Source organism: Streptomyces daghestanicus (assembly GCF_020521275.1).
Lineage (GTDB): Bacteria > Actinomycetota > Actinomycetes > Streptomycetales > Streptomycetaceae > Streptomyces > Streptomyces griseoviridis.
In genome coordinates this window covers 14,342-40,955 of the sequence record NZ_BNDX01000011.1, presented here as the reverse complement: position 1 = coordinate 40,955, position 26,614 = coordinate 14,342, and the positions used below count along the sequence as shown (strand labels likewise).

At 74.1% G+C, this 26,614-nt stretch carries 22 protein-coding genes and 1 pseudogene; 7 read left to right on the top strand and 16 right to left on the bottom strand.

Going from position 1 to position 26,614, the window contains the following annotated elements; genetic code table 11:
- Positions 1–11: 11 nt before the first annotated feature.
- The 7 genes and pseudogenes from Sdagh_RS22625 to Sdagh_RS22595 all read right to left on the bottom strand — a co-directional run bounded on the left by Sdagh_RS22625 (position 12) and on the right by Sdagh_RS22595 (position 7,073).
- The gene (locus Sdagh_RS22625; protein ID WP_190077168.1) at positions 12–1,040 is read right to left on the bottom strand and encodes an MCE family protein; all 1,029 of its coding nucleotides are present in this window, start codon (positions 1,038–1,040) and stop codon (positions 12–14) included.
- The gene (locus Sdagh_RS22620; protein WP_189418247.1) at positions 1,040–2,137 is read right to left on the bottom strand and encodes an MCE family protein; all 1,098 of its coding nucleotides are present in this window, start codon (positions 2,135–2,137) and stop codon (positions 1,040–1,042) included. The genes Sdagh_RS22625 and Sdagh_RS22620 overlap by 1 nt, the downstream gene beginning before the upstream one ends.
- Positions 2,134–3,198, bottom strand: a complete 1,065-nt coding sequence (locus Sdagh_RS22615) for an MCE family protein (protein ID WP_189418244.1) — start codon at positions 3,196–3,198, stop codon at positions 2,134–2,136. Before Sdagh_RS22615 ends, Sdagh_RS22620 begins: the two co-directional genes overlap by 4 nt.
- Entirely contained in the window at positions 3,195–4,448 is a 1,254-nt protein-coding gene (locus Sdagh_RS22610) for an MCE family protein (protein WP_189418242.1), read from the bottom strand. Before Sdagh_RS22610 ends, Sdagh_RS22615 begins: the two co-directional genes overlap by 4 nt.
- 1 nt (position 4,449) lies before the next feature.
- The gene (locus Sdagh_RS22605; RefSeq protein WP_190010528.1) at positions 4,450–5,256 is read right to left on the bottom strand and encodes an MlaE family ABC transporter permease; all 807 of its coding nucleotides are present in this window, start codon (positions 5,254–5,256) and stop codon (positions 4,450–4,452) included.
- A gap of 6 nt (positions 5,257–5,262) precedes the next feature.
- Positions 5,263–6,015: pseudogene (locus Sdagh_RS22600) on the bottom strand (MlaE family ABC transporter permease); the annotation flags it as partial.
- Between the two features lie 8 nt (positions 6,016–6,023).
- Positions 6,024–7,073, bottom strand: coding sequence for an ABC transporter ATP-binding protein (locus tag Sdagh_RS22595; protein ID WP_190077169.1), 1,050 nt, complete (start codon positions 7,071–7,073; stop codon positions 6,024–6,026).
- 741 nt (positions 7,074–7,814) lie between these two features.
- Between Sdagh_RS22595 and Sdagh_RS22590 the strand changes: the two genes are divergently transcribed.
- From Sdagh_RS22590 to Sdagh_RS22575, 4 genes are all read left to right on the top strand, one after another.
- Positions 7,815–8,447: a hypothetical protein gene (locus Sdagh_RS22590; RefSeq protein ID WP_189418232.1), complete on the top strand. Its 633-nt coding sequence runs from the start codon at positions 7,815–7,817 to the stop codon at positions 8,445–8,447.
- Positions 8,448–8,567: 120 nt separating this feature from the next.
- Positions 8,568–10,139 carry a DUF6801 domain-containing protein gene (locus Sdagh_RS22585; RefSeq protein WP_190077170.1) on the top strand — a complete coding sequence of 524 codons (1,572 nt, stop codon included), beginning with the start codon at positions 8,568–8,570 and terminating at the stop codon, positions 10,137–10,139.
- 35 nt (positions 10,140–10,174) lie between these two features.
- Entirely contained in the window at positions 10,175–11,125 is a 951-nt protein-coding gene (locus tag Sdagh_RS22580) for a hypothetical protein (protein ID WP_189418229.1), read from the top strand.
- A gap of 218 nt (positions 11,126–11,343) precedes the next feature.
- Positions 11,344–12,555 (top strand): PucR family transcriptional regulator, encoded by a 1,212-nt coding sequence (locus tag Sdagh_RS22575; protein ID WP_190077171.1) that lies wholly within the window; start codon positions 11,344–11,346, stop codon positions 12,553–12,555.
- A gap of 51 nt (positions 12,556–12,606) precedes the next feature.
- Here the strand turns inward: Sdagh_RS22575 and Sdagh_RS22570 are convergent, their stop codons facing one another.
- From Sdagh_RS22570 to Sdagh_RS22555, 4 genes are all read right to left on the bottom strand, one after another.
- A complete protein-coding gene (locus tag Sdagh_RS22570; protein ID WP_189418227.1) occupies positions 12,607–13,032 on the bottom strand; it encodes an OsmC family protein in 426 nt (141 codons plus the stop codon).
- A gap of 42 nt (positions 13,033–13,074) precedes the next feature.
- Positions 13,075–14,493, bottom strand: a complete 1,419-nt coding sequence (locus Sdagh_RS22565) for an amino acid permease (protein WP_190077172.1) — start codon at positions 14,491–14,493, stop codon at positions 13,075–13,077.
- 84 nt (positions 14,494–14,577) lie between these two features.
- Positions 14,578–16,719 carry an alkaline phosphatase family protein gene (locus tag Sdagh_RS22560; RefSeq protein ID WP_264201197.1) on the bottom strand — a complete coding sequence of 714 codons (2,142 nt, stop codon included), beginning with the start codon at positions 16,717–16,719 and terminating at the stop codon, positions 14,578–14,580.
- 106 nt (positions 16,720–16,825) lie between these two features.
- Positions 16,826–17,227 carry a hypothetical protein gene (locus Sdagh_RS22555; RefSeq protein ID WP_189418225.1) on the bottom strand — a complete coding sequence of 134 codons (402 nt, stop codon included), beginning with the start codon at positions 17,225–17,227 and terminating at the stop codon, positions 16,826–16,828.
- Between the two features lie 83 nt (positions 17,228–17,310).
- On the opposite strand from Sdagh_RS22555, the gene Sdagh_RS22550 reads away from it, so the two are divergent.
- Entirely contained in the window at positions 17,311–18,084 is a 774-nt protein-coding gene (locus tag Sdagh_RS22550) for an MBL fold metallo-hydrolase (RefSeq protein ID WP_189418224.1), read from the top strand.
- Entirely contained in the window at positions 18,081–18,704 is a 624-nt protein-coding gene (locus tag Sdagh_RS22545) for a DedA family protein (RefSeq protein WP_190010532.1), read from the top strand. The genes Sdagh_RS22550 and Sdagh_RS22545 overlap by 4 nt, the downstream gene beginning before the upstream one ends.
- Positions 18,705–18,907: 203 nt before the next feature.
- On the opposite strand, the gene Sdagh_RS22540 is transcribed toward Sdagh_RS22545, so the two are convergent.
- From Sdagh_RS22540 to Sdagh_RS22525, 4 genes are all read right to left on the bottom strand, one after another.
- The gene (locus Sdagh_RS22540; RefSeq protein WP_190077173.1) at positions 18,908–20,005 is read right to left on the bottom strand and encodes an MBL fold metallo-hydrolase; all 1,098 of its coding nucleotides are present in this window, start codon (positions 20,003–20,005) and stop codon (positions 18,908–18,910) included.
- A complete protein-coding gene (locus Sdagh_RS22535) occupies positions 20,002–21,246 on the bottom strand; it encodes an aminotransferase class I/II-fold pyridoxal phosphate-dependent enzyme (protein ID WP_190077200.1) in 1,245 nt (414 codons plus the stop codon). The genes Sdagh_RS22540 and Sdagh_RS22535 overlap by 4 nt, the downstream gene beginning before the upstream one ends.
- 166 nt (positions 21,247–21,412) lie before the next feature.
- Positions 21,413–22,453 carry a hypothetical protein gene (locus tag Sdagh_RS22530; protein ID WP_190077174.1) on the bottom strand — a complete coding sequence of 347 codons (1,041 nt, stop codon included), beginning with the start codon at positions 22,451–22,453 and terminating at the stop codon, positions 21,413–21,415.
- A gap of 288 nt (positions 22,454–22,741) precedes the next feature.
- Positions 22,742–23,539 (bottom strand): RNA polymerase sigma factor SigF, encoded by a 798-nt coding sequence (locus Sdagh_RS22525; RefSeq protein ID WP_190077175.1) that lies wholly within the window; start codon positions 23,537–23,539, stop codon positions 22,742–22,744.
- Positions 23,540–23,870: 331 nt separating this feature from the next.
- Here Sdagh_RS22525 and Sdagh_RS22520 point away from each other — a divergent pair, with 331 nt between their 5' ends.
- Positions 23,871–25,664: a thiamine pyrophosphate-requiring protein gene (locus tag Sdagh_RS22520; protein ID WP_189418211.1), complete on the top strand. Its 1,794-nt coding sequence runs from the start codon at positions 23,871–23,873 to the stop codon at positions 25,662–25,664.
- A gap of 19 nt (positions 25,665–25,683) precedes the next feature.
- On the opposite strand, the gene Sdagh_RS22515 is transcribed toward Sdagh_RS22520, so the two are convergent.
- The gene (locus Sdagh_RS22515) at positions 25,684–26,577 is read right to left on the bottom strand and encodes an NADP-dependent oxidoreductase (RefSeq protein ID WP_189418208.1); all 894 of its coding nucleotides are present in this window, start codon (positions 26,575–26,577) and stop codon (positions 25,684–25,686) included.
- Positions 26,578–26,614 lie beyond the last annotated feature (37 nt).

Sequence of the window (26,614 nt, the reverse complement as noted above, 5' to 3'; positions counted from 1 at the left end):
GTGGCGGCGCTTCACCGCTCCCCCTCCCCTGTCTCCCCGGACGTGGCGGCGCCCCCGGTGGCCGGCAGGGGCAGCAGCGGGCCGCCCATGCTGATCTCGTTGAGGTTGGCGCGGCCGTCGAGCCGGCCGGTGTCGGTGTCGTAGGCGCCGACGAGGTTGTCCGCCGCCAGCGGGGCGACGTCCAGGGCCTCCGCGAGGGAGGCGCGCTGGTCGACCAGGGTGCGGGTGAGCGGCACCAGCTTGTCGACGTTCTCCTTCAGTTCGCCCCGGTTGTCCTCGATGAACGTCTTCACCTGGGCGAGGGCGGTGCCCAGTTCGTCCAGGGCGCCCGCGAGGTCGTCCCTGTTGTCGGCGAAGTAGCCGACGACCGTGTCCAGGCGTTCCTGCGCGGTGCGTACGTCGGTGTCCTTCTCCTTCAGCATGGTGGTGAAGGACTGGAGGCGGCTGAGGGTGGCGAACAGATCGTCGCTCGAGCCGTCGAGGGTCTTGGCGGCCTTGCCGAACTCCTCGATGGTCCCGCCGATGGCCTCACCGTTGCCGTCGAGGTTGGCGGCGCCGGTCTCCAGCAGCTTCGACAGGGCGCCGGCGGAGTTGGCGCCGTCGGGGCCCAGGGCCTCGCTGAGGTCGGTGAGCGAGGCGTAGAGCTGGTCGATCTCGACCGGGGTGCGGTTGCGGGAGGCGGGCAGGACGGCGCCGTCGGCGAGGGCCGGTCCGGAGCGGTAGGCCGGGGTGAGCTGGACGTAGCGGTCGGCGACGACGCTGGGCGCGACGACCAGGGCGCGCGCCGACTCCGGGACGCGGACGCCCTCGTCGAGCGCCAGCTCGACCCGCACCCGGGTGCCCTGCGGGCGCACCGACTCCACCTCGCCGACCCGGACGCCGAGGATGCGCAGGTCGGAGCCGGCGTAGACGCCGACGGCGCGGTCGAAGTAGGCGGTCAGGCGGGTCCCGGAGGAGTCCAGGGCACGTGCGGTGGCCAGGCCGGCGGCGACCACGGCCAGCGCGACCGCCACGGCGAGGAGTTTCCGGCGTCCGGTCATCACTCACCACTCCCCTGGGCCGTTCTCGACTGCTTGGGCGGCATGCAGGACTTCTCGGGCCGGGACGTGGGGGGCAGGTAGTCGCGGGGCACGACGCCGCACAGGTAGCTGTCGAACCAGCGGCCGTTGCCCACGGTGTTGCCGAGGAGGCGGTAGTACGGGCCGACCAGGGCGAGGGTCCGCTCCAGCTGGGCGCTGTTCTCCGTCAGGACGGTGGTGACGCGGCCGAGCGCCTCCAGGGTCGGGCCGAGCTGCCGCTCGTTGTCCTCGACCAGGCCGGTGAGCTGGGTGCCGAGGGCGCGGCTGCCCTTCAGCAGCGCGGTGACGGCGTCACGCCGGTCCTGGAGTTCGCCGAGCAGCGGCCCGGCGTCCTCGATGAGGGTCTCGAAACTGGACTGCTTGTCCTTCAGCGTCTGTGTCAGCCGGGCGCTGCCGTCGAGGAGTTCGGCCAGCTCGCGGTCGCGCTTGGAGACGGACCGGGACAGGTCGGAGAGTCCGGTGGCGGCCTTGCGGACGTGCGGCGGCGAGTTCTCGAAGGTCTCGGAGATCGTCTCGAAGCTCTCGGCGAGTTTCCGGGTGTCGATGGCGTCGACGGTGGAGCTGAGGTCCTGGAACGCCTGGGTGACGTCGTACGGGGAGGTGGTGCGGGTCCGCGGGATGCGGTCGCCGGGGTCCTGCTCCGCGGTGCCGAGCGGGTCGAGGGCGAGGTACTTGTCGCCGAGCAGGGTCTTGATGGCGATGGCCGCGGTGGTGCGGTCGCCGATCCAGGCGTCCTCGACCTCGAAGCTGACCTTGACGCGGTCGCCGTCGAGGGCGACGCCGGTGACCTCGCCGACCTTGACGCCGGCCACGCGCACCTCGTCGCCCTCGTCGAGCCCCGCGGACTCGGTGAAGTCGGCGCTGTAGGTGGTGCCGCCGGCCAGGGAGAACCGGTCGGCGTTGTACGCGAGGACGGTGAGCAGGGCGAGCAGGGCCAGGCCGACGAGGGCCACGGTGACCGGGTTGCGCTCCTTGACCGGCTTCAGGCGCGGCCGGCGGGAGCGGGGCGGGACGGGGACCGGGGCGTCGTGCCGGTCGGGCCGCAGCAGCAGGGTCATGCGCCGCACCTCGCTTCGGTGACCGCGATGCCGGTGGGCGGCTCGGCCCCGGTGGAGGTGGTGACGCCGTCCACGCGGGCCTCGCAGAGGTAGAGGTTGAACCAGGAGCCGTAGGAGGAGAGCCGGCCGAGGGCGGTCAGCTTGGCGGGGGTCCGGTCGAGGAAGTCCTCGATCCGGCCGGTGGCGTCGCCGAGGTTGCCGGAGAGCCGGCCGAGTTCGTGGATGTCCTGCTTCAGCGGTGCCCGCCCGTCCTGGAGGAGGCCGGCGGTCGCGGTGGTGAGGTCGCCCATGGCGGCGACGGCCCTGCCCAGCGGCTCGCGGTCGTCGTTGAAGCCGCTGACCAGTCGCTGGAGGGTGTCGACGAGGGTGTCGAAGTCGGCCTCGCGGTCGTTGAGGGTGGTCAGGACCGTGGTGAGGTTCTTCACCACCTCCCCGATCACCCGGTCCTTGGCGGCCACGGTGGAGCTGAGGGAGCCGATGTGCGTGAGGAGGCTGTCGACGGTGCCGCCCTCGCCCTGGAGGACCTGCACGATGGAGCCGGCGAGTTCGTTGACGTCCTTCGGGGACAGTCCCTCGAACAGCGGCTTGAAGCCGTTGAAGAGGAGGGTCAGGTCGAGGGCGGGGGCGGTGCGGTCGAGCGGGATGGTGTCCCCGCTGTCCAGGGAACCGGTGAGGTCGCCGCTGCCCCGGTCCAGGGCGATGTAGCGCTGGCCGACCATGTTGAGGTACTTCACGGCGGCGGTGGTCGAGCGGGGCAGGGAGCGGTCGTCGCGGACGGTGAAGGTGACCTGGGCGGTGCGCCGGCCGACGACGCGGACGTCGGTGACCTCGCCGACCTCGACGCCGGAGACGCGCACGCTGTCGCCGTCGGTGAGTCCGGTGACGTCGCTGAAGAGCGCCTTGTACGAGACGCGGTGGTCGTCGCCGACGCCGGTGCCCGCGACGCTCACCCCGAGGACCGTGGTGGCCACGGCGGTCACCAGCAGGAAGGCGAGGGACTTCAGCACCGGCCCGGTCAGCGGGCGGCGCCGGGTGGAGGGGGTGGCGTGCCGGGAGCTCATCGCAGGGTCACCTCCGTGCCGCGCAGCGCCGGTCCGACGAGCAGGCTGCTCCACTCCGGCAAATCTGCGGGGTCCTGGCCGGCGGCCGGGGCGAGCAGTTCGTTGACGAGGTCGTTCTCCTGCGGGGAGTTGGCCGGCCCGAGGTCCTGCCCGGCCGTCGCGGGGACCTGTACGGCCGGTTCCGCGGCGACGCCGAGGTACGGCACGGGGTAGCAGCGGGGGCCGCCGCCGGCGTCGTAGGAGGGGGTGTCGGTGCCGGGGCGGTAGGCGCCGCGGGAGGGCACGGTGGTGATGTCGACGCGCAGGCCGGGGCGGTCGGTGCCCTTGCCGAGGGCCTTGTCCATGGCAGGGACGAAGTCGGCGAGGGTGCGCAGGGTGCAGGGGAAGGCCGGGGAGTACTCGGCGAGCAGGTCCAGGGTGGGGCGGGAGGCGGCGGAGAGGCGGATGATGTTGTCCTTGTTCTGCCGCAGGAAGGCGGTCACGTCCTCGGCGGTCCTGGTGGTGGCGCCGAGGGTGCCGGCCAGCTCGCTCTCCTTCTCCGCCAGGGTGGAGCTGGTGGTGGTGAAGTCGGTGAGGGCGGTGAGGATGTCGGGCGCGGCGTCGGCGTAGACCTGGCTGACCTTCACCAGCTCCTTCAGGTCCCGGTTCAGGGTGGGGAGGTGGGGGTTGAACTGCCGCAGGTGGTCGTCGAGGAGGGCGAGGGTGTCGCCGAGCCGGTCGCCGCGGCCCTCCAGGGCCCGGGAGACGGCGGAGAGGGTGGCGGAGAGCTTCTGCGGCTGGACGGCGGTGAGCATCGGCAGCACGTTGTCGAGGACCTGCTGAAGTTCGACGGCGTTGGCGGAGCGGTCCTGTGGGATGACCGCTCCGGCGGCCAGCGGTTCGGCGGCGGGCGAGGCGGGCGGTACGAGCGCCACGAACCGCTCGCCGAACAGGGTGGTCGGCAGCATCTGCGCGGTCACGTCGGCCGGGATGCTCTCGCGGGCGCCGGGCTTCAGGGCGAGGGTGAGCCGGGCGCCGTCGGCGGTGGCGTCGATGGCGCGGACCTCGCCGACGACGACGCCGCGCAGCTTCACCTCGGCGCCGAGGTGCATCTCGTTGCCGACGCTGCCGGTCTCCACGGTCACCGGGTCGGAGTCGGTGAACTGCTTGTCGTAGACGGCGACGGCCAGCCACACCAGCAGGACGGGGACGACCAGGAAGACCACGCCGGCGAACCGGCGGCGCACCGTGGCGCCTCGCGGAGCGCTCATCTCAGCCCGCCACCTTCACGGTCGTGGTGGCGCCCCACAGGGCCAGCGACAGGAAGAAGTCGGTGACGCTGATCAGCACGATGGCGTTGCGCACCGACCGGCCGACGGCGACCCCGACCCCGGCCGGGCCGCCGGAGGCGCGGTAGCCGTAGTAGCAGTGGGCGACGATGACCATCACGCTGAAGATGAGCACCTTCAGGACGGAGAGCAGCACGTCCGTCGGCGACAGGAACAGGTTGAAGTAGTGGTCGTAGGTGCCCCGGGACTGGCCGTTGAACAGGACCGTGACGTAGCGGGAGGCCAGGTAGGAGGAGAGCAGGCCGACCGCGTAGAGGGGGATGATGGCGACGACGCCGGCGATGATGCGGGTGGTGACGAGGTAGGGCAGGGAGCGCACCCCCATGCCTTCGAGGGCGTCGACCTCCTCGTTGATGCGCATCGCGCCGAGCTGGGCGGTGAAGCCGGCGCCGACGGTCGCGGAGAGGGCGAGTCCGGCGACCAGGGGCGCGATCTCCCGGGTGTTGAAGTACGCGGAGACGAACCCGGTGAAGGCGGCGGTGCCGATCTGGTCCAGGGCGGCGTACCCCTGGAGTCCGACGACGGTCCCGGTGAACAGGGTCATCGCGATCATCACGCCGATGGTGCCGCCGATCACCCCCAGGCCGCCGGTGCCGAAGGCGACCTCGGCGAGCAGCCGCTGCACCTCCCTGAGGTAGCGGCGCAGGGTGCGCGGTATCCAGAGCAGCGAGCGCACGTAGAACAGGAGTTGGTCGCCGGAGCGGTCGAGCCAGACGAGCGGGGAGGCCACCGGGGTTCAGCCTCCCTTCGGTGGAACGATCTGGAGGTAGACGCCCGTCATCACCATGTTGACGAAGAAGAGGAGCAGGAAGGTGATGACGACGGACTGGTTGACGGCGTCGCCGACGCCCTTGGGGCCGCCGCGCGGGTTGAGGCCGCGGTAGGCGGCGACGATGCCCGCGATGAACCCGAAGATCAGCGCCTTGAGTTCGCTGATGTACAGGTCGGGGAGCTGGGCGAGGGCGGAGAAGCTGGAGAGGTAGGCGCCTGGGGTGCCGTCCTGGAGGAAGACGTTGAAGACGTAGCCGCCGAGGATGCCGACGGCGGAGACCAGTCCGTTGAGGAGGACCGCCACACCCATGGTGGCCAGCACCCGGGGGACCACCAGGCGCTGCACGGCCGAGACGCCCATGATCTCCATGGCGTCCAGTTCCTCGCGGATGGTGCGCGAGCCGAGGTCGGCGCAGATCGCGGAGCCGGCCGCGCCGGCGATCAGCAGGGCGACGATCAGCGGGCTGGCCTGCTGGACGACGGCGAGCACACTGGCGCCGCCGGTGAAGGACTGGGCGCCGAGCTGCTGGGTGAGCGAGCCGACCTGGAGGGCGATCACCGCGCCGAACGGGATGGAGACCAGGGCGGCGGGCAGGATCGTGACACTCGCGATGAACCAGAACTGCTCGATGAACTCACGGAACTGGAAAGGCCGTCGGAAGATCGCGCGGGCCACCTCGGCGGCGAGCGCGAAGAGCTGTCCGGTCTGCCGCAGGGCGCCGGTGATCATGTGCCGCTCCCGGTGGCCGGCAGCGGGAGGGTCGCGGCGGCGGTGCCCGCGGTCCCGGGCGCCCCGGGTACGCCCGGGGCGCCGCCGGTGGCGTAGGTGCGCTGGATGGCGGTGCGGGCGGCGGGCGGCAGCCGGTCGAGCATGCCCAGGACGCGTTCGCGGCGGCGGGCGACGGCGCGGCGCGGCGGCAGCCCGGGGGACGGTTCCAGTTGCGGGACGATCGCGCGGGGGCCGTCCGCCTGCGGGCGCGGGGCGGCGGCCTCGGCGGCCAGGGTCGCGGCGTCCTTCTCCTCGGACATGCCGATGGGGCCCTCGCGGCGCCCGGCCAGGAACTGCGCCACGACCGCTTCCTCGCTGGTCAGCAGCACCTCGCGGGGTCCGAAGGTGACCAGTTCCCGCCGGTAGAGCATGCCCATGTTGTCGGGCACCGTGGCGGCGATGTCGAGGTTGTGGGTGACGATCAGCATCGTCGCGTCGATCTGCGCGTTCAGGTCGATCAGCAGCTGGGAGAGGAAGGCGGTGCGGACGGGGTCGAGCCCGGAGTCGGGTTCGTCGCAGAGGATGATCTGCGGGTCGAGGACGAGCGCGCGGGCCAGTCCGGCCCGTTTGCGCATGCCGCCGCTGATCTCCCCGGGCAGTTTGCCCTCGGCACCCAGGAGCCCCACGACCTCGATCCGCTCCATGACGATGCGGCGGATCTCGGACTCCTTCTTCCGGGTGTGCTCGCGCAGCGGAAAGGCGATGTTGTCGAAGAGGGACATGGAACCGAAAAGGGCGCCGTCCTGGAACATGAGCCCGAACTTTTTCCGGGTCTCGTAGATATCGCGCTCCGGACTGTTCACCATGTCCACTCCGTCGACGAGGACACGGCCGCGCTCGGGTTTGAGAAGCCCGATCAGCGACTTCAGAAATACGGTCTTTCCGGTGCCGGACGGACCGAGCATGACGCTGACTTCTCCGGCCGGCAGGGTGAGGCTCACGTCCTGCCAGATCCGCTGCTTCCCGAAGGACTTGGTGAGACCCTCGACCACCACTTCGATTCCCATATCACCTCCAAAGAGGGTGAGGCCGGTGTGCGCCGCGGAGCGCACGTTAAGCCGGTGCACGGTTCACTGACAACAGGTGGGACGCCGGCTTCGGTCGGCCTCCTCCTTCTTTGTCACCGCGCAGACAAACCCGGTCGCGGACTTTGTCTGCGGGGTGCGGGGCAGGGTCGCGCGGCGGCCGGGGGGACGGCTCCGCGCGGCCCTGCCGACGGATGTCCGCCCCTGAAGGAGGGCAAGGCCGGAAGTCATCCATCGCGACTCCCCGGTCGGGGGGTACCCACCAGGAGATCAGCGCCGTATCCGGCACGCTACGGCCGAGTAACCTGAGCGAGCAAGAGTCGGTTCCGACTTTTCCGTAGGTTTCGGTTCGGCCATCGGCTCTTTGTCAGCGGGGCGACAAATTCCGGGCCCCTCCTTGTCATCAGGTGAGTGATGAGGGCCGCTGGGGGACGGCCCGGCCCGGCATCCGGCAGAATCGGACGGCCCCGGCGCCGGCCCCGGCCAGGGCGCCGTCCTTAGCAAGGGATGACTAAGCCGCCCCGGGGACCGCTCACTTGGGGCACAGATTCTTCGGCTTTCCCAAAGAATCATGGTCGGCTACATTGTTCGGCTAAGTTTCCCGCAAGTAACGTCAAGGGCGCGGTCGAGGATTTCCGAGCCGCGGACCGCCCGTTTCCCCGCTCATCGGAGCGGGCGCGCTCCCCCCTCTGCCGGTCAATCCACAAGGAGAGTCCCGGAGTCATGAAGAAGCCTCTGACAAGAATCGCCGTCGTCGCCGGCGCGGGTGCCGCCGCCTTCGCCATGGCCGTCGCCCCCGCCTCGGCCGTCCCCTCCACCGTCTGGACCGTCACCCCGTCGCCGGCCAGCTTCACGGCCACGAACGTCGGGAACATCGTGCTGACGGCCAACATCCCGCTCACCTGCACCACGTCCTCCGCCTCCGGCACGCTGGCCAGCGCGACCGGCAACCCCGCGACGGTGGCGTCCATCAACGCCATCAACTTCGGTACGAGCGCCTCCCCGTGCACCAGCGTCCTGGGCAACGTCACGACCGTGGCGACCACCCCCTGGACCGTCGTCGCGCAGGACTACACCGCCTCGACCGGCGTCACCAAGGGCTACGTCGGCAACGTCAAGGCGAAGGTGACCGCCGGCGCCTGTGCGTTCACCGTCGAGGGCAAGGCCACCGGCACCTACACCAACTCCACCGGCGTCCTGGCGGTCAACAGCGTCACCGGCGACCTGTCCGTCACCTCGGCCTCCGGCTGCGGCACCGTGGTCACGACCTCCACCAAGCCCACCTTCAAGGGCAACTACGCGGTCAAGGTCGCGGGCACCTCCACCATCCCGACCATCGTCGGCTCCAACCCGTAAGGGGAGAACGGCTCCTGAGCGCCCGGCCGGTCGTTCCGGCCGGGCGCCTTCCGGGCCGCCCCCCGTACGCGACGGCCACCGCCGGCCGTCCCGACCCGACCGACCCGAGCGGAGCGACAGATGACACTCCCCCGTACCGCCCCGCGTCCCGCGCGGCGCGCGGCCGTCGCCGCGTTCGTCGTGCTGGCCGCGACCGTGCCCCTGACGGCCGGCGCGGCCGGCGCGGCCGGTACGCGGGCGGTCGACGCCGCCCTGCCGTACGTGTGCGCGCTGCCGTCCGGGGAGCAGCCGGCCACGGTACGGATCTCCGCGACCCTCCCGGACCGGGCGGTGGCCGGTGAGCCGGTCCGGCCCGCGGACGTCACCACCACCGTCGAACTGCCGGAGCAGGCCGTCACCGACCTCACCGCGCTGGGCGCCGCCGGGGTCCGGGCGGCCACCCGGCTCGCCGTCGGGGTCGCCCAGGGCGAGGCCGCAGCCGAGGCCGTCTGGCGGGGTGACACCGAGCCCGTGCCCCTGCCGCCGTCCGGGCCGCTGACACTGGCCGCGACGGGGGACGTCCCCACGGTGACCGGCCGGGGCACGCACGACCTGACCTTCACCGCCGGGAGCCTCACCGTCGACCTGGCGCCGTCCACCGCGGACGGCGGCGCCACCGATCCCGCCTCGCTGACCGTCCCCTGCCGGCTCGCCGACGAGGCGCCGGACGGCGGCCGGCTGGCGGCCGTACCCCTCGGCACGGACGGGTCCGGCGGTACGGAGTCCCCGAGCGGGTCACCCTCCGGGGAACCGTCCGCCTCCGGCACACCGGGGCAGCCGGGCGGCGGCGACCCGGAGCGGCAGGGCGAGCGCGCCCCGAAGGTGGCCGAGCCCCTGCCGGGCGGCGGCACCGCCGAACGGGCGGCGCCGACCTGCAAGTACGACGCCAAGTACCCGGCCGGACCGATGTCGCTGAACGCCTACATCACCGGCTACGCCAACGTGAACAAGCTCGACGGGGCCGCGCTGATCCCGCCGTTCTGCACCCTCATCACCCAGGGCGAGCCGCAGTTCGAGTTCCTGCCCGACTTCAGCGGCGCCACCATCACCCAGCACTCCACCGCCGACCTCTGGTACCAGCAGCGCAAGCGGACCCCGCCGTTCCAGGCCACCTTCCTGTCCTTCGACTTCACCCCGACGAAGGCCACCATGGTGCTGGAGCAGACCGGTCCGATGACCATCGACTCCAACGGCTTCACCGACTTCGCGTTCACCAGCACCGACACCTACGTCCGGGCCCCGATCACCCTCCGGGTGACGGCCCTGGAGGTCAACGGCACCCCGCTGGACGTGGGCACCGAGTGCCGGACCAGGACCTCCCTGGCCTCACCGGAGCCGGAGCCGGAGAAGTACCCCGGTGACCACCTGATCCTGCACGGCCGGGGCGAACAGAACATCGGCGAGCCCGCCACCGGCTATCTGCTGCTCTCCGGCGGTCCGCTGACCGGCGAGGTCACCATCCCCGCCTTCACGGGCTGCGGCACGGCCGACGGAGAGAACCTCGACCGGCTGCTCACCGCCTCCGTCTCCGGTCCCGGCAACTACGTCAAGCAGATCCAGGGCCAGGCCTGCTTCGTCTCGGCCGAGGTGCTCAACCCGGACGAGTGCACCGAGGACGCCCAGCCCAAGAAGATCCCCGTAGCCGAACGCTGAAACCCCCCTCTCCCCTCCCTCTCCCGGAAGGCCACATGATGCGGTTCTCCCTCGGCACCAGACTCGCCACCACCGCCACCGCGCTCGGCACCGCGCTCGGCGCCTTCGCCACGATGGGCACCGCGACCGCCGCGGCGGCCGTCCCGAACGGCGAGTGGGCGCCCTTCACCCGCTGTCCCGTGGACGCGCCGGCAATGCTGGCCGCCGACGGCCTGGCCCGGACCCCGCAGTGCGTGGTCTCCAGCTCGGCGAGCGGCTCCATCAAGCTCGGCAACACCACCGTCACCACGGGCCGGACCAACCTCCAGATCGGGGTCGTGCAGAACTCCGACGGGACCAGCACCGTCGTCGCCCCGGCCGGCGGCGCCCTGATCGCCGACTCCGCGACCGTCCCCGGCGGCCTCCTGGGCCTGATGTGCCCGAGCAACGTGCCCGCCGTCACCGCCCTGTGCGAACAGCTCGGCAACAGCACCCTCAACAAGATCACGGCGACGGTGGAGTCCGCCGGCGCGCCCTACGCCTTCAACCAGACCGCGGGCATCGTCACCGGCGAGCCGATCGTCGCCATCCCGGTCCGCATCCACCTGGAGAACCCGCTGCTCGGCAGCAACTGCTACATCGGCACCCAGTCCAAGCCCATCGTGCTGCGGCCGCAGAACCTGACGTTCCCCGAGTTCGGGATGACGTTCTTCGACGGTGACGGCACCCGGGCCGACGACGGCGAGATGAGCCGTATCAACCTCACCGGGTCGACGCAGAACGACAGCACCTTCGCGGTGCCCGGCGCCAGCGGCTGCGGACTGGGGCTGCTGGGCATCATCGACGCGGCGGTCAACCTCAAGACCGGACTGCCCTCCGCCGCCGGGAAGAACAGCCTGACGCTCAACAACACCCAGACCGCCCTCGCCGGTCTGAACGCGCCCGGCACGGTCGCCCCCGACGCGGGCAAGCGCCTCGCGCAGAACTGGCACTCCGCCGTCAATTAATGGCCGCGCAACGGCGATTCTCAGCCGTCCCGGCGCCCCTGTCCCGTCCCGCCGCACCGAAATGTGCACAGACTGTGTACGTCCCACCGAACATGATTTAGCTTCAGCAGCCCAGCACGCAGCACCTCAAGTGGGGCCGTGTGCCTCCCCCCGTACCCGCGCGTGGGGCGGCACACGGCCGGCGCACCGTGGGCACCGGAGAGCAAGGGACGGCACTCATGCCTTCAACCGCGCGGCCGCCGGACGTCGGTGAACCGCTCGAACCCCTTCCCAAGGAGTTCGCCGCCTTCATGCGGCCGGAACTGCCCGGTCTCATGAAGGAGATCGGCATCGAGGTCACCCGGGCCTACCCGGTGTACGGCCGCCTGCTCAACGGCCCGAACGCCGACGCCATCCGGCAGGGTGTCGAGCAGGCCCTCTACGCCTTCGTGGACCGGGTCGCCGAACCGGGCAAGAACGCGGCGCTCCGCGACGAACTCCTGCGCAGGTTCGGCCGCGTGGAGGCCTACGAGGGCCGCGACCTGGACACCCTGCAAGGGGCGTACCGGCTCGGCGCCCGTGTCGCGCTGCGCCGCGCCAAGGCCGTGGGCCAGCAGTACCGGCTCTCCCCTTCCCTGATCCTCGCCTTCGCCGACGCCCTCTTCGCCTACGTCGAGGAGCTGGAGCGGATCTCCCGCGAGGGCTATGCCGAGGTGCAGTCACGGGCCTTCTCCGAGGTGCCGGCGCAGCGAAGACGGCTGCTGCACCTCATCCTCGCGGCTCCCCCGCTGCCGCAGGCGCTGACCGGGCTCTGCGAGGCCGCCGCCTGGCCGCTGCCCGCCGAGATCACGATGATCGCCCTGCGTTCACCGGTGCCGGAGCACCTGGAGGCGGGGCTGGCCGACGACGTCCTCGCGGACCTGGACGGCCCGCAGCCGCACCTGCTGGTGCCCGGCGCGCTCACCCCGGAGCGGCGGGCGATGCTCGACGCGGCGCTGCCCGGGGCGCGGGCCGTGGTGGGGCTGACCGTGCCGCTCGCCCAGGCGGCGGACTCCGTCCGCTGGGCCAGGCGGGTGGCCCAGCTCATCGACGAGGGAGTCGTGCCCGAGGCGCCGGTGGTCCGGTGCGAGGACCACCTGGTGACCCTGTGGCTCCTGTCGGACCCGGCGCTGGTGTCCCACCTCGCGGCCCGGGAGCTGGCCCCCGTCGACCGGCTGCCCGCCAGCCGCCGCGACCGGCTGGTGGAGACCCTGCGGGTGCACGTCTCGACCCGGGCGCCCGCCGAGCAGGTCGGTGAGCTGCTGGGGGTGCACGCCCAGACCGTCCGCTACCGGCTGCGCAACCTGGACTCGCTGCTGGGCGACCGCCTCGCCGACCCCGACCGCCGCTTCGCCCTGGAGGCGTCCCTGCGCGCCCTGCACCTGCTGGAGCGGGACGGCGACGGCGCGTGATCCGCGTCCCCCTTCCGCCGGGTCGCGGCGGAAGGGGCGCGCGGCGGCGGTTCAGGCGAGCTTCGCCGACAGCGTGATGGTCGTGCCGGCCAGGGCCTGGCTGACCGGGCAGTTCTTCTTGGCGTCCTCGGCGGCGGCCACGAACGCGTCGTCGTCGAGGCCGTCGACGGTGCCCTCCACGGTGAGGTGGATGCCGGTGATGCCCTCACCCGGCTGGAAGGTGACGTCGGCGGAGGTCACCAGCCTGGTGGGCGGGGTGCCGGCGCCGGTCAGGCCGTTGGACAGCGCCATGGAGAAGCAGGACGAGTGGGCGGCGGCGATCAACTCCTCGGGGCTGGTCTTCCCGTTCGCCTGCTCGGCGCGGGACGGCCAGGACACCGGCTGCTCGCCGATGCCGGACGAGTCGAAGGTGACGACGCCGTTGCCCTCGAACAGGTTGCCTTCCCAGACGGTGTGTGCGGAGCGCGTGGTGGCCACGTCAAGTCCTTTCGCGGTTCGGATGGTTCCGTCCCTATCCGATCACACTCCGGGCCGCTCCACGGCGAACGGGGGCCCACCGTCCGCCGGACTCCCCGCCGGACTCCGGACACGGCCGCGGCGGCCCGCCAGGACCGCGTACACCAGGACGCCCGCGAACAGGAACAGCACGCCCTGGTAGACCGCCTGGTACCCGGCGCCCGCGACCAGCCACAGGGAGAAGGCCGCGGCCACCGACGCCACCACGGAGTCCCGGGCCAGCCGGGCGCCGTTCACCCGGTCGCGGCGGCCGGAGACCAGGTGGAACAGCTGGGCGGCGGTGGCCAGCAGGTAGGGCACGGTGGCGGTGAAGGTGGTGACGAGGACGAGGACCTCGAAGACCCGGCCGGAACCGGAGGCGTAGTTGTAGACGGTGAGCAGGGAGGCGAGGACCACGGTGACGCCGACGCCGACCGTGGGCACCCCGCGCCGCTTGCGGGCGAAGGCGGCCGGGAAGAGGCCGTCCCGGGCGGCGGCGTACGGGGTCTGCGCGCTGAGCAGCGTCCAGCCGTTGAGGCAGCCGGTCATCGAGACCAGCGCGGCCAGCGCGACCGCCCAGCCGCCCCAGGAACCGCCGAACATGGCGTTCACGGCGTCGGAGAACGGCGCGGTGGAGCCGACGAGCCGGTCGTGGGCGACCGTGCCGAAGACGGACAGGGTGCCCAGCAGGTAGACGAGGGCGGCGCCCGCGGTGCCGATCACGGTGGCCCGGCCCACGGTCCGCCGCGGGTCCCTGACCTCGCCGGCGCTGACCGCGGCGGACTCCACGCCCAGGTAGGAGAAGAGCAGCAGGGCGGCGGAGGCGGAGACCGCGCCGATCGCGCCGCCGCCGCTCGCGTCGAACGGGCCGAGGTTGTCCGCGTCGAAGAAGAACAGCCCGCCGACCGCGACGAGCAGCAGCGGCGCGAGCTTCAGCACCGTGGAGACGAGCTGGACGGCTCCGACGTACCGGGTGCCGGCGAGGTTGGACAGGGCCGGCAGCCACTGGAGGACGAGCGCGGCCAGGCACGCGGTCCAGCGGTGGCCGTCGACCGGGATCAGGACGTCGAGGTAGCCGACGGCGGCGACGGCGAGGGCCGCGTTGGAGACCCAGGTGGTGATCCAGTACGCCCAGGCGGCGAGGAACCCGGCGAAGTCACCGAACGCCTCGCGGGCGTAGACGTACGGGCCTCCGGTGCGGGGGTCGCGGGCGGCGAGCCGGCCGAAGACCAGGGCGAGGGCGATCGCGCCGACGGTGAGGACGCCGAAGGCGAGCAGGCTGACCGTGCCGAAGGGGGCGACGGAGGCCGGGAGCAGGAAGATGCCGCCGCCGATGATGTTGCCCATGACCAGGGCGGTGGCGACGGGGAGTCCGAAGCGGCGGGTGTGCCGGTCGGGGGTCCGCTGCGGGGCCGGCGGGGTTACGGTCCCGGTGACGTGCATGGGGTGGTGCGCCTCTCTGGGAAATGCCGCCCGGGATCGCCGGGCCGCCGCCCATGGTCGGACACCCCCGGGCGGCGCTCCAAATCAGGCACTTTTGTCCTGTACGACCCCGTCCGGCACCGTAAATGGTGCGTCCTCGTGAGCCTGCGGCGGTGAATCGTCCAGCGGGATCTGCGGGCCGTCGGACTCGCGCAGCCAGCGGCGCAGCACGCGGTGGACGTGCTCGGCGCCGGCCAGTTCGGCGCCCTCGGCGACCGGCGCGGTCAGCGCGGTCGGGGAGAGCAGGAACGCCGTGGACTGGGCGCCGCCGAGTCCGCCGTGCGAGCCGATCTGCTCCTCGAAGGCGAGCACCTCGCCGTCGGCCGGGTCGAGGGCGGAGTTGACCATGATGTCGGCGGTGTGCGGGAAGGAGTGGGTGCGGCGCACGGCGTCGGCGGCGCCGGGCCCGAAGGCGGCGAGCGGGCCGGGGTCCTCGTCGAGCCGGTCCAGCGGTATCTCCGCGCCGCGCGCGCCGAGCACCACCCCGTCGTGCTCGGCGTCGGCCTGCGCCTCGCTGCGGACCAGCAGGAAGCCGATGCCGGGGTGGTTGGCGAGGGTGGCGAGCAGCGCGGGATGGCGGGCGTCGATCTCTTCCCGGCTCATGCGGTGCCCGACGTCCGGGAAGGAGACCAGACCCAGGTTGCCGGAGGCGAGGACGAGGGGTTCGGAGCGGCGGCGCGAGGGGCGGTGCTGTTCGCCGCCCTCCTCGACCGGGCGGCCCATCGCGGCGCGCACGGTGTTGCGGGCCTCGGCGCCGCTGTGGGTGCGCTGCGCGCGGCGCGGCACGGGCAGTCCGCAGCCGGCCCGGACCAGGTCGGCGAGGGTGAGGCCGTAGCGGGCGTGGAAGGTCTCGCCGGGGCTCTGGCCGTGGTCGGACAGGACGACGATCCGGTACGGGCGGGGCGCGTGCTCGGCCGCCTTCTCGATCAGCGCGAGGGAGCGGTCGAGGCGGGCGAGGACCTTCTCGGCGTCCCGGCTGTGCGGGCCGGAGTGGTGCGCGACCTCGTCGTAGGCGACCAGGTCGGCGTAGACGGCGGTGCGGCCGGCCAGCATGTCACCGATGACGGCGGCGACCACGACGTCCCGTTCGACGACGGTCGCGAAGGCCCGGACGAAGGGGTACAGGCCGCCGCGCGAGACGCGGGGGCGGACCTTGTGGAGGCGGGCGCGCAGCGACTGGCCGATCTCGCGGGCCACCTCGGCGCCGAACGACAGGGCGGTGCGGACCGCGTTGGCGGGGTCGGAGAAGTAGGCGAAGTACCCGGCCCGGGAGCGGGTCTCCCGGCTGCGGCGGCGCACCGCGATGGAGAGCACGAGGGCCTGTTCGTCGGCGCCGCCGCTGAAGAGGTTGCCGCGGCTGGCGCCGTCCAGGGTGAGCAGGCCGCCGTCGCCGGTGCGCGCGACGGCGCGGCGCTGGAGTTCGGCGGCGCTGGAGGGGCGGTTGCAGACCATGACCTCGCGGGTGTCCTTCTCGTACCAGCGGAAGGCGGGGATGTCGTGGTTGCTGCCGTGCAGGATGCCGAGCTGGCTGGCGCCGGTCTGGCTGGACCAGTCGGTGCGCCAGGGGGTGAGCCGGTGGGTGCCGGGGGCGGTGCCGTCGCCGAGCCAGCGGGCGACGGTGGGCATGGCGCCCTTGCCGGCGGCGGCCCGCAGGACGTCGTGGCCGACGCCGTCGAGCTGGATGAAGACGGTGCCGGGGCCGGCCGGGCAGGGCGGGCCGGTCCGGCCGCGGCGGCGGTCGGCGAGGCGGTAGAGGCGGCGGCGGTAGGCGTCGTCGTCGCGGACGGCGAGCGCGCCGCCGGTGGCGGAGGCGACGGCCGACATCACGGCGGCCACGACGACGGCGGTCTCGGGGGACGCGGCGCCGTGCGCGGAGGGGTTGACGCGGAGCGCGACGAGCAGCAGCGCGCCGTTGAGGAAGAAGACCAGCAGGCCGAGGACGAGGGCCGGCACCAGCAGCAGCAGCCGGACCAGCAGCGGCCACACCAGCGCCGACAGCAGGCCGAAGGCGCCGGCGCCGAACGCGGCGGTCACGGCGATCCGGGTGGCACTGTCGCCGTCGGCGGACTGGAGCTGGAAGTCCGGCAGCAGGCCGGCGAGGACCAGCATGGTCACCGTGGAGACGGCCCACACCGTCACACTCCGGCCGATCTGACTGGCGATCCGCCGCCAGCGCCCTCCGTTCACGCGTTCACGCTCCGCACACCTCACGTTCCGGCCCGCCTCGGACACGGACCGCCCCCAGCGTGTCACAACGCCCGCGCAGGGCAGGACCGGGCCGGACGGGGCCGGCTCAGCGGCCGTCGTACCCGGCCGTCGGCATCGACAGCCTGCGGTGCACGCACGCCTTCATCGCCGCGTCGTACGACGGTTCCGCGCGCCCCACGGTCTCCACCCGGACCCCGCGCCGCGCGCACTGGACGGCGAACTCCTCGACCGAGGCGAGCGCGCTCTCCAGCACCCGTCGGCTGGGCGCGACGAACAGGTCGCGGCCGGGCCGGACGCCGTCCCAGAGGACGTCGTGGTCCGGGCGCAGGCGGCTGACGAGCAGTTCCCTGGCGACGACGTACCCGTGCTCGGCGGCCCAGCGGGCGCACATGGCGTGCTGGCTGCGCGAGTCCACCAGGAAGGGGTCGGCGTCCAACTCCTCCAGCGGCGTCAGGCTCGCGATCGCCGTGACTCTCACCGGTCCCATGGCGTCCCCCTCACCTCCGGTTTTCGCCGCCGACCCTACCGCTGCACGTAGGCTGCGGGGAGTCGCGCGAAGGAGGCAAAGAGGTGCCGGTGGAGGTCACCTGGTGGGGTCATGCCACCTGCACGGTCCAGGACTCGGGCATACGTGTGCTCACCGACCCGTTGTTCACGCGCCGGCTCGCGCATCTGCGCAGGCGCCGCGGCGCGCTCCCCCCGCCCGCCGCGTGGCGCGCGGACGTGACGCTCGTCTCCCATCTGCACGCCGATCACCTGCACGTGCCGTCCCTGGCGCGGCTCGCGCCGGGCACGCGCCTGCTCGTGCCCCGGGGCGCGCCGCGGACGGTGCCGGGGCTGCGCCGGCTCTCCCATCTGGCGGTGACCGAGGTGGTGCCCGGTGACGAGGCGGTCGTCGGCGACCTGCGCATCCGGGCGGTGCCGGCCCGGCACGACGGGAGGCGGCTGCCGCTGGGGCCGCACCGCTCCCCCGCCCTCGGTTACGTCATCGAGGGCGCGGCGCGCACGTATTTCGCCGGGGACACCGGGCTCTTCGACGACATGGCGCGGGAGGTCGGGCCGGTCGACACGGCGCTGCTGCCGGTGGGCGGCTGGGGGCCGCACCTGGGCGAGGAGCACCTCGACGCGGACCGGGCGGCCCAGGCACTGGCCCGGCTGGCGCCGCGCAGCGCGGTGCCGGTGCACTACGGAACGTACTGGCCGATCGGGATGGACGCCGTGCGCCCCCATGAGTTCCACGCGCCGGGCGACGAGTTCGTGCGCCGGGCCGCACTGCGCGCGCCGGGCGTGGCGGTGCACCGGCTCACGCACGGTGAGAGCGTGCTTCTGGAGGCCGCCCGGTGACGTGGCTCGGATCGGCCGTGACGGTCGTCCCGACGGAGGCCACCCAGCAGGCGCTCGGCTATCCGTCGTTGTTCCTGCTGGTGCTGATCGGGGCGCTGGTTCCGGTGGTGCCGACGGGGGTGCTGGTCAGTTCGGCGGCGGTGGTGGCCTTTCACCAGGCGACGATCTCGCTGGGGATGGTGTTCCTGACGGCGTCGCTGGCGGCGTTCTGCGGGGATGTGGCGCTGTACTGGCTGGGGCGGCGCGGGATGCGGTCGAAGAACGGGTCGCGCTGGCTGGAGGCGATCCGCTCCCGGGCGCCCGAGGACCGGCTGGCGCAGGCGCAGGAGAAGCTCGCCGAGCACGGGGTCGCGGTGCTGGTGCTGTCCCGGCTGGTCCCGGCGGGCCGGATACCGGTGATGCTGGCGTGCCTGCTGGCCAAGTGGCCGACCCGGCGTTTCGTGCGCGGCAATCTGCCGGCCTGCCTGGCCTGGACGGTGACGTACCAGCTGATCGGCATCCTGGGCGGCTCCCTGTTCAAGGAGCCGTGGGAGGGCGTGGTCGCGGCGGTCGTGCTGACGGTGGTGGTCAGCGCGGCCCCGAGCGTGTGGAAGCGGGTGCGGGGACCGGAGAAGGCGTAGCCGCCGCGCGGCGGGCCGCGCCGGGTGGCGCGGGCCGCGCGGCCGGCCGGGGTCAGGAGGGCACGCGCGGGTGGGGCGCGGACGTCTGACGGAGAGCGGGGAGTCCCGCGCACCGGGGCGCGCGGGCGTACGCCGCGCGCCCCGGTCACCCGCGGCAGGTCACGGGCGTACGGCCGTCATCGAACGGCCACGCGCGGCCGGGGTCACGCGTGGCGGGGCGCGGTCGTGGCGGCCGGGCGGCGGGGCGGTCGCGCGGTCAGGACGCGGGAGGCGCCGACCGGGAGGTCCCAGAGGTCCTCGCGGGGCAGGCCGGCCTTCTCCCAGGCGGCGCGGACCCGGGTGAGGGGTTCCAGGACGGGCTCGGCGGAGAGCACGAACGTGCCCCAGTGCATGGGCGCCATCCGGCGGGCGCCGAGGTCCTGGGCGGCCCGGACGGCCTCCTCCGGGTCGCAGTGGACGTCGCTGAGCCACCAGCGGGGGTCGTAGGCGCCGATCGGCAGCAGGGCGAGGTCGATGCCGGGGTGGCGGCGGCCGATCCGGGTGAACCAGTGGCCGTAGCCGGTGTCGCCGGCGAAGTACACGCGCCGCCCGTCCGGGGCGGTCAGCACCCAGCCGCCCCACAGGCTGCGGCAGGTGTCGGTGAGGGTGCGCTTGGACCAGTGGTGGGCCGGTACGCAGTCGAAGCGGACGCCCTTCAGCTCGGCCGCCTCCCACCAGTCCAGCTCGGTGACGACGGTGAACCTGCGGCGGTGGAACCAGCGGCCGAGCCCGGCCGGCACGAACACCGGGGTGTCCCGGGGCAGCCGGCGCAGCGTCGGCGCGTCCAGGTGGTCGTAGTGGTTGTGACTGATGACGACGGCGTCCACGGGCGGCAGCGCGTCCCAGGGGACGCCGACCGGGGTGATCCGGGCGGGCGTGCCGAGGATGCGGCGGGACCAGACCGGGTCGGTGAGGACGGTGAGCCCGCCGATCCGCACGATCCAGCTGGCGTGCCCGGCCCAGGTGACGGCGATGTCGCCGGCGCCGGCGCGGGGCAGCGGGCCGGGCTCGACCGGCAGCCGGGGGATGTCGGCAAGGCCCTCGCGGCCGGGTCTGACCGCGCCCTCGCGGGCGAACCGGGCGGTGGCCTTCAGGCCGGGCAGCGGTGCGGTCAGCCGGTCGTGGAAGGTACGCGGCCACACCCGGCGCTCGGCCAGCGGCCGGGGGGCGGCGAGCGGCGGGGCGGGCGGCGGGGGCGTGGGGACGCCCGCGGGGCCGGGGGCGGCGGCGGTGCTCGGGGCCGGCTCGGACTGCTGCGTCATCGGGAGGGCTCCCATCGCCGATCGTCGTGGAGTTCGTCGAAGACCGACGTCAGGTCGTCTAGCGCGCGGTGCGGGCCCGGCGGGTCCGGGGTGGCGGGGCACGCGGCGCGCCGCTCGTCCGCGGAGCCCAGCAGGGGCCCGGTGGACAGCCGTACCCGCAGGGCGGCGAGGTCGTCGCCGAAGCGGTGGCCGCCGGGGGCGGGCATGCCGAGCCGGGCGGTGAGGAAGTCCTCCAGTTCCTGGGCGTCGCCGACGCCCCGGGCGGCGAGGGCGACGCGCAGCGGGCCGAGGTCGGCGTAGAGGTGGCGGCCGGCGCGCGGCGGCAGGGCGAGGGCGCCCGCGCCGGTGACGGCGGCGTGCGCGGCGGCGGCCACCCGCGCGTGCAGCCGGACGGCGGCCGTGCGGTGGGCGACGACCGGCTCGGGCTCGGCGAGGGCGTACGCGGCGGCGGTGGTGACCGGGGCGGCGAGGCGGGCGCCGAGCGCGGTGAGCACGTCGAGCACCCGCGCGTGCAGCCGGTGGCCGGTGGTGGTGGCGGGGAAGCGGGCGACGGCGGCGGGCCAGCCGGGCGGGAGCAGCGCGCCGGCCAGGTCGCTGACGACGGTGACGTGCTCGGGGAGCATCTCGGCGGGGCCGATCAGCACGGTGCCGCGCGGGTCGTGCGGGTCGTGCACGGTGTCGCGCCAGGTCTCGTCGGCGACCACGTGCAGTCCCTCGGCGACGGCCGCCTCGACGGCCTCGTGCAGCACCTCGGGCGGGGCGACGGTGCCGGTGGGGTCGTCGGCGACGGACAGGACGAGCAGCCGCGGTTCGCCGCCCTCGGCGCGGACCCGGCGGACGGTCTCCAGCAGGGCGTACGGGTCGGGGACGCCGCCGCACTCGGCGGGGGTGGCGACGTGGAAGACGGGCCTGCCGAGCAGCCGGGCGTACGGCGCCCACCAGGCGGCGCAGGGCCGGGGCACCAGGACGTCGCCGCCGAGCGCGGCGGTCAGCGCCAGCAGCAGGGGCGGGGCGCCGGGGGCGGCGGCGATGTCACCGGGGTCGGTGGGCAGGCCGCGCCGCTCCCAGTAGCCGCGGGCGGCGTCGAGCAGGGCGGGGGCGCCGCCGACCGGGTCCTGGCCGGTGCGGCCCGCGGCGGCGGCGAGGACGGCGGACAGCTCGGCCGGTACGGGCAGGCCGTCGTCGGGCAGCGGCGGCCCGAACCGGACGGGGCCGTGGTCTTCGGGGACCGTCCGCCGCATCGGTACCTCCGCCAGTTCCGTGGTGCCGGCACCCGTCGCCTCGCGGGGCGGGGTGCGCGTCGCCGTGCCGGCCGGCGTCGGTGGTGACACCGGTCGTGCTCTGAGTACCCAGCGCGCCGCCCGCCCATGGCCCCGGAGGCGGGTTGCGCGGATCACAGCGGGGCGGTCAGCCGCCCCCGGGGCGCGTCCGCCGGCGGGGGCGCAGCCGGTGGGCGGCGGCGGCGAACGCGCCCGCGACGAGGACGCCGCCGGCCACCAGGGCGGGTACGGAGTCGGTGAAGGCGCCGCCCGTCCCCGCGCGCACCCCGTGCGGGGCCGGGGCGTCTTCGCACGAGCCGCCCTCGGGGACGGGTTCGGGGCACGGCGGCCGGCTCGCGCAGGGCTTGCCGGGGCGGACCGGTTCGGGGCAGGGCGGGGCGGTGGCGCAGTGCTCGCCCGGCCGTACGGGTTCGCGGCAGGGCGCGGCGCCGTCGTGCGCCGTCACGGTGAACGTCGCCTTCCACGGGCGGCCCTTGCCGCCGTGCGGGGCGGGGCAGGTGCCCTCGACGGTCCGGGCGGAGCCGGGCCCGGCCGGGGCCGTGTGCTCGCCGGTGTGGCCGGCGGGAGTGATGCGGGCGGTGCCCCGGTAGGCGGGGTCCGCCCGGTGCCCGGGGACCCTGGCGAGGGCGACGGTCCTCTTCTCGAACGCCGGGGAGTTCGCGTCCAGGGCGGCGGGGGCGGGCCTGCCGGTGGCGGGGCAGGTGACGGAGACGGTGACGTGGGCACCGGGCCGGACGGCGGCGGGGCTGACCTCGGCGGTGGGGGCGGACCCGTGATCGCCGGGGGCGGCGTGGGTCCCGGCCTCCCCTTCGAGGGGCTCGGCTGGTTCCCCTTCGTCGAAGCCGGGTTCGTCCTCGCCGAGAGCCGGTCCTTCCTCGTCCAAGGCGGGGCCGTCCTCGTCCAAGGCGGGGCCGTCCTCGTCGGCGTCGGGGATCTCGGGGACGTCCTCCCCGCCGGGGAGTTCGCCGTCGGGGATCTCGGGGACCTCCGCCGGGCCGGTGTCCCCCTCCTCCGGCAACCCGGGCACGGTTCCCCCGGCGGGGGCGGCCGGGGCCGCGACGCCGGGGGCGGTGGCGGGGCCCAGGGCGGCGACGGCCAGGGCGGCGGTCATCAGGGCGCGGGCGGCGCGGCGGCGGGCGGCGCGGCCCTCGGTGCGGCCGGTGGGCATGGGGCGGGCTCCTTCGAGCGACGGCTGCGGGGGCACGGCACTCGCGCCCGCGGGTCCTGTCGCCCGGCCCGGAGGCCGACGACAGGGCCTGGGCCGTGGCGCGCGGTCCCGTTCACGGGCCGCCCTCCGGGGGGGGCGGGCGGAAGGACCTCGCGACCCGGCCCCCACCATCACAGCCCGCCCGGCCCCGGCCCGCGCGCGGCCCTGCTCCGTTCGCGGGACCGGGGCGCCCGGGCGGGTGACGGACCGGGTTCCGCCGCGCCCGCGCGCGGCCCGCGCGGGTCCGCGTCAGTCGGACGGTTCCCGCAGCACCTGTTCGCGCACCCGGTGGCAGCAGCGGCTGATCAGCCGGGAGACGTGCATCTGGGAGATGCCGAGCCGTTCGGCGATGCCGCTCTGTGTCATGTCGTCGAAGAACCGCATGTAGAGGATGGCCCGTTCGCGTTCGGGCAGGGCGGCGAGACTGCCCCTGACGGCCTCGCGGTCGACGACGGTGTCCAGCGCGGGGTCGGGGCCACCGAGGGCGTCGCCGAGCGAGTAGCCGTCGTCGCCGCCCTGCAGTTCGGCGTCCAGGGAGAGCGCGGAGAAGCTCTCCAGGGCCGCCTGGCCCTCGCGGACGTCCTCCTCGCCGAGGCCGGTGCGGGCGGCGATCTCGGCGACGCCGGGGGCGCGGCCGGGGAGGGTCTGGGACAGCTCCTGGCCGGCCTGGCGGACGCGGTTGCGCAGGTCCTGGACGCGGCGGGGCACGTGCAGGGTCCACAGGTGGTCGCGGAAGTGCCGTTTGATCTCGCCGGTGACGGTCGGCACGGCGTAGCTCTCGAAGGCGTGGCCGCGCCCCGGGTCGTACCGGTCGACGGCCTTGACCAGGCCGAGGGCCGCCACCTGGCGCAGGTCCTCGTAGCTCTCGCCGCGGCTGCGGAAGCGGCCGGCGAGCCGTTCGGCCATCGGCAGCCAGGCCTCCACGATCCGGTCGCGGAGGGCGTCGCGCCGCGGGCCGGCGGGGAGCGCGGCGAGTTCGCGGAAGGCCGCCGCGGTGTCGGGAGCGTCGTCGTGCGGGTGGTGCCTGGTGCTGACTGGGGTCGGCATGGGGCGTCGCTGCTCCCTTGGGGGGGGCGGGACCGGACCGGCACGCCGGCGGCGGCTCGCCCGGCGGGGGCCGGGGGGACGTGAGGGGACGCCGGGGTGACGCTCGGTCCTGGGGGTCGGGCGGTCACCGCGGGAGCGCGTCCGGCTTCCGGACGGGCCGCCGGGGGCGGCGTCGCGCCGCTCCCACGGGCGTGCCTCCTGTCCGAAGCACCAGGGGTGCGCCTGCCCCGGAAGCGACGCGGCAAACACCACAGGTTTCCGGCCGCCCGGCGGGGTGACCCGTAGGGCCGCTACCGGCACCGCCCCCGATTCGTCCTGGAGGTCCGTTTCCATGGGTTCCACCGTCTCCGACCATGTGCTCCAGCGGCTGCGCGAGTGGGGTGTCGAGCAGGTCTTCGGCTATCCCGGCGACGGCATCAACGGGCTGCTCGCCGCCTGGGGCCGGGCGGACGACCGGCCGCGGTTCGTGCAGTCCCGGCACGAGGAGATGTCGGCGTTCCAGGCGGTCGGCTACGCCAAGTTCAGCGGCCGGCTCGGGGTGTGCGCGGCGACCTCGGGGCCGGGCGCGATCCATCTGCTGAACGGCCTGTACGACGCCAAGCTGGACCATGTCCCGGTGCTGGCGATCGTCGGGCAGACGCACCGCACGGCGATGGGCGGCTCGTACCAGCAGGAGGTGGACCTGCACACGCTGTTCCAGGACGTCGCCTCGGAGTTCGTGGAGACGGTGACCGTTCCCGAGCAGTTGCCGAACGTGCTGGACCGGGCGATCCGCACGGCGTACGCGCGGCGCTGCCCCACGGCCGTCATCATCCCCGGCGACGTCCAGGAGCTGGACTACTCGCCGCCCACGCACGCCTTCAAGATGGTGCCGTCCAGTCTGGACCGCGGCGCGTGGACGGCCGTTCCGTCCGAGGAGTCGGTGCGGCGGGCGGCGGAGGTCCTCAACTCCGGTGACAAGGTGGCGATCCTGGTCGGGCAGGGCGCGGCCGGGGCCCGGCACCAGGTGGAGACGCTGGCGGAACTGCTCGGCGCGGGCGTCGCCAAGGCGCTGCTCGGCAAGGACGTCCTCAGCGACGAACTGCCGTACGTCACCGGCTCGATCGGCCTGCTGGGGACGCGTCCCTCGTACGAGCTGATGCGGGACTGCGACACCCTGCTGACCATCGGTTCCTCGTTCCCGTACTCCCAGTTCCTGCCGGAGTTCGGCGCGGCGCGCGGCGTGCAGATCGACATCGACCCGCACATGATCGGGATGCGGTACCCGTACGAGGTGAACCTGGTCGGGGACGCGCGGGCCACGCTGGAGCGGCTGATCCCGCTGATCGAGGGCGGGCGCGGCCGGGAGTGGTACGACACGGTGTGCGCCAATGTCGCGCGCTGGAAGGAGACGATGGGGCGGCGGGCCGCCCTGGAGGCCGATCCGATCAACCCGGAGTACGTGGCCGCCGCCCTGGACCCGCTGCTGCCGGCAGACGCGATCGTCACCTCGGACTCCGGTTCCACCGCGAACTGGTACGCGCGGCACCTGACCCTGCGCGAGGGCATGCGCGGATCGCTCTCCGGCACGCTGGCGACGATGGGCTGCGCGGTGCCGTACGCGATCGGCGCGAAGTTCGCCCACCCGGACCGGCCCGTCGTCGCGCTGGCCGGGGACGGGGCGATGCAGATGAACGGGCTGGCCGAGCTGATCACCGCCGCGAAGTACCGGGACCGGTGGGAGGACCCGAGGCTGGTGGTGGGCGTCTGGAACAACCGGGACCTGAACCAGGTCACCTGGGAGATGCGGGCCATGGAGGGCGCCCCGTCCTTCCTGCCCTCGCAGGAGCTCCCGGACGTGCGCTACGCCGACTTCGCCCGTTCGCTGGGGCTGACCGGCATCCGGGTGGAGCGGCCCGAGGACGTCGAGGGCGCCTGGCGGGCCGCGCTGGCGGCGGACGGTCCGGCGGTGGTGGAGTTCCTCACCGACCCGGCGGTTCCCCCGGTCCCGCCGCACGCCAGCTGGGAGCAGATCGAGGCCACCGCCACCGCGATCCTCAAGGGCGACGCGGACCGGGGGGCGATGGTCCGGCAGGGCTTCAAGGCGAAGGTGCAGGAGTTCCTGCCGGGCCGGGAGAGGCAGTAGGGGCCGCCGGCAGCGCGGGTCAGGGCACGATGACCCGGCGCCCCCGGGCGTGCCCGGCCCGGCTGTCGATGTGGGCCGCGGCCGCCCCGGTGAGCGGATAGGTGCGCTCTACGGGAATGCGCAGTTTCCCGCGTGCGACGAGGGCGGCGGCCTCGGCCAGCGCGTCCGGCACGCTGCCGGCCGTGCCGGAGAAGCGGACCCCCAGTCCAGGCGCCCCGAGGTCCGCGATGGAGACCACCTTCCGCGGGTCGCCGGTCAGCTCGACGAGGTCGCGGATCACGCCGGAACCGGCCAGGTCGAGCGCGGCGTCGACGCGGCCGAGGCGGCGCACCCGCTCGGTCCAGCCCTCGCCGTAGGTGGTGGCGAGGGCGCCGAGGCCGCGCAGGTAATCCTGGTTGGCCGGGCCGGCCGTGCCGATCACCGTGACGCCGCGGTCGCGGGCTATCTGAAGCACCGCCGACCCCACTCCCCCGGACGCGCCGCTGACCAGCAGGGTCTGCCCCGGCCGCACCTCGCACTCGCGCAGGACGCGCAGCGCGGTCTCGGTGACGGAGGGGTAGCCGGCCGCCTCCTCGAAGGTGAGTCCCTCGGGCATCGGCGCCCAGGCCGTCAGCACGGCGTACTCGGCGTAGGTGTCGATGCCCTTGCCGAAGACGTGGTCGCCGACCGCGACCCCTTCGACGCCCTCCCCGATCTCGTCCACGACGCCGGCGGCGTCAAGCCCCACGCCCGAGGGCAGCTCGACCGGACGGGCCGAGAGCTTCTGGCCCTCGCGGATCCGCCAGTCGACGGGGTTCACGCCCGCCGCCCGCACGGCGACGCGGATGCGGCCCGGGCCCGGGCGGGGTTCCTCGGCCTCGATGACGCGCAGCACGTCCGGACCGCCGAACTCGGCGAAGCTCACTTTTCTCATGCCGGAGAACGTAACACTAACCGTTAGCTTTTCATAC

Bases quoted from the DNA above. Each gene is read 5' to 3' on its own strand.
- Sdagh_RS22625 (WP_190077168.1), bottom strand. From the start codon at position 1,040: ATGACCGGACGCCGGAAACTCCTCGCCGTGGCGGTCGCGCTGGCCGTG.
- Sdagh_RS22620 (WP_189418247.1), bottom strand. From the start codon at position 2,137: ATGACCCTGCTGCTGCGGCCCGACCGGCACGACGCCCCGGTCCCCGTC.
- Sdagh_RS22615 (WP_189418244.1), bottom strand. From the start codon at position 3,198: ATGAGCTCCCGGCACGCCACCCCCTCCACCCGGCGCCGCCCGCTGACC.
- Sdagh_RS22610 (WP_189418242.1), bottom strand. From the start codon at position 4,448: ATGAGCGCTCCGCGAGGCGCCACGGTGCGCCGCCGGTTCGCCGGCGTG.
- Sdagh_RS22595 (WP_190077169.1), bottom strand. From the start codon at position 7,073: ATGGGAATCGAAGTGGTGGTCGAGGGTCTCACCAAGTCCTTCGGGAAG.
- Sdagh_RS22590 (WP_189418232.1), top strand. From the start codon at position 7,815: ATGAAGAAGCCTCTGACAAGAATCGCCGTCGTCGCCGGCGCGGGTGCC.
- Sdagh_RS22585 (WP_190077170.1), top strand. From the start codon at position 8,568: ATGACACTCCCCCGTACCGCCCCGCGTCCCGCGCGGCGCGCGGCCGTC.
- Sdagh_RS22580 (WP_189418229.1), top strand. From the start codon at position 10,175: ATGATGCGGTTCTCCCTCGGCACCAGACTCGCCACCACCGCCACCGCG.
- Sdagh_RS22575 (WP_190077171.1), top strand. From the start codon at position 11,344: ATGCCTTCAACCGCGCGGCCGCCGGACGTCGGTGAACCGCTCGAACCC.
- Sdagh_RS22565 (WP_190077172.1), bottom strand. From the start codon at position 14,493: ATGCACGTCACCGGGACCGTAACCCCGCCGGCCCCGCAGCGGACCCCC.
- Sdagh_RS22555 (WP_189418225.1), bottom strand. From the start codon at position 17,227: ATGGGACCGGTGAGAGTCACGGCGATCGCGAGCCTGACGCCGCTGGAG.
- Sdagh_RS22540 (WP_190077173.1), bottom strand. From the start codon at position 20,005: ATGACGCAGCAGTCCGAGCCGGCCCCGAGCACCGCCGCCGCCCCCGGC.
- Sdagh_RS22535 (WP_190077200.1), bottom strand. From the start codon at position 21,246: ATGCGGCGGACGGTCCCCGAAGACCACGGCCCCGTCCGGTTCGGGCCG.
- Sdagh_RS22530 (WP_190077174.1), bottom strand. From the start codon at position 22,453: ATGCCCACCGGCCGCACCGAGGGCCGCGCCGCCCGCCGCCGCGCCGCC.
- Sdagh_RS22525 (WP_190077175.1), bottom strand. From the start codon at position 23,539: ATGCCGACCCCAGTCAGCACCAGGCACCACCCGCACGACGACGCTCCC.
- Sdagh_RS22520 (WP_189418211.1), top strand. From the start codon at position 23,871: ATGGGTTCCACCGTCTCCGACCATGTGCTCCAGCGGCTGCGCGAGTGG.
- Sdagh_RS22515 (WP_189418208.1), bottom strand. From the start codon at position 26,577: ATGAGAAAAGTGAGCTTCGCCGAGTTCGGCGGTCCGGACGTGCTGCGC.